The sequence below is a fragment of the Acidithiobacillus albertensis genome (assembly GCF_001931655.1).
Taxonomy (GTDB): domain Bacteria; phylum Pseudomonadota; class Gammaproteobacteria; order Acidithiobacillales; family Acidithiobacillaceae; genus Acidithiobacillus; species Acidithiobacillus thiooxidans.
On record NZ_MOAD01000106.1, the window covers coordinates 1 to 1,575 of the forward strand.

A 1,575-nucleotide genomic window follows, 5' to 3' on the forward strand; every position below is an offset into this window, starting at 1 on the left:
CCGTTACCAGGCCAAGCGGGAAATTCGTTCTTTCTGGTTTCCCACCTGGCTGGCCCAGCCCGCTGCGATGATCCCCGGCAGTCGTCTGCTGGATGCACCCCCCGCCGATGTGAGCGTGGAAGAAACCCTGGAAGTGGCTGCTGGATACGAGTTGTGCATCATCCATACCAGCACCCCTTCTTTTGCATCGGATGTGCGCATGGCAGAGTTGCTCAAGGAGCACTATCCGAAAATGATGATTGGTCTGGTCGGAGCCAAAGTGGCGGTAGAACCCGACGAGTCTTTGCGGGAGGCAGGTCTTGCCGTCGATTTTGTGGCTCGGGAAGAATTTGATTTCACCCTCAAGGAAATTGCCGAAGGCCGGCCCCTGAGTGAAGTGGATGGCATCAATTATCGTGCGGAAGATGGCCAGCTGATTCACAACCCCGACCGGGCCATGATTGAAGATATGGACTCCCTGCCTTTTGTCTCTGAGGTCTACAAGCGAGATCTGCACATTGAGGATTATTTTATCGGCTACCTCAAGCATCCCTACATTTCCTTTTACACGGGACGGGGATGCCGGTCTCAGTGTACGTTCTGCCTCTGGCCGCAGACAGTCGGCGGACATCGTTATCGGACCCGCAGTGCAGCCAATGTGATTGAGGAAGTGCGTTACATCCAGAAAAATTTCCCGCAGGTCAAAGAAATTTTCTTTGATGACGATACGTTTACCGATGATCGCCCGCGTGCTGAGGAAATCGCCCGGGGTCTGGGCAAGCTGGGGGTGACCTGGTCCTGCAACGCCAAAGCCAATGTGCCTTACGAGACCCTCAAGGTCCTGCGTGAAAACGGCCTGCGTCTGTTGCTGGTGGGTTATGAGTCGGGCGATCAGCAGATTCTCAATAATATCAAGAAAGGCATCAAAGTGGAGTCGGCCCGTAAGTTTACTGCGGACTGTCATAAGCTGGGTATTGTCATTCATGGTACTTTCATTCTTGGTCTGCCTGGCGAAACCAAGGAAACCATCCAGAAAACCATTGAATTTGCCAAGGAAATCAATCCTCACACTATCCAGGTTTCACTGGCGGCACCTTATCCCGGCACCTTTTTGTACAATCAGGCCAAGGAACAGGGTTGGTTGACCGAGGAAGACGAGGCCCACATGGTCAATGATCGCGGTGTGCAGATCAGCCCCATGAGTTATCCGCACCTGAATCACACGGAAATTTTTGACTCGGTGGAAACCATGTACAAGCGTTTCTATTTCCGCGCCGGGAAAATTGCTGAAATTACTGGTGAGATGCTGAAAAGCACCCAGATGATGAAGCGTCGTTTGCGGGAAGGCGTTGAGTTCGTGCGCTTCCTGCGGCAACGCCACGGCTGAAGTGGGGCAGGGGCATACCCGGCGGCTGGTCGTTAACGCCGACGATTTCGGACTGGATCTCGCGGTTAATGAGGCGGTGGAATCAGCATATCAGAAGGGTGTGCTGACCACCGCCAGTCTTATGGTGGGGGCCCCTGCGGCGGCTGATGCCATACGCCGGGCGAAAAGCTTGCCTGGACTGGGTGTCGGTTTGCACCTGACTCTGGTGG

2 protein-coding genes are annotated in these 1,575 nt (G+C 54.3%); both read left to right on the forward strand.

The features are described from left to right. Positions 1–1,366 (forward strand): hopanoid biosynthesis associated radical SAM protein HpnJ (gene hpnJ, locus BLW97_RS18325; RefSeq protein WP_075324195.1); only part of this gene is annotated, 1,366 nt, incomplete at its 5' end. Continuing rightward, positions 1,329–1,575: ChbG/HpnK family deacetylase (locus BLW97_RS18330; RefSeq protein WP_242947880.1), on the forward strand; the 247-nt coding region annotated here is incomplete at its 3' end. The genes hpnJ and BLW97_RS18330, both read left to right, overlap by 38 nt.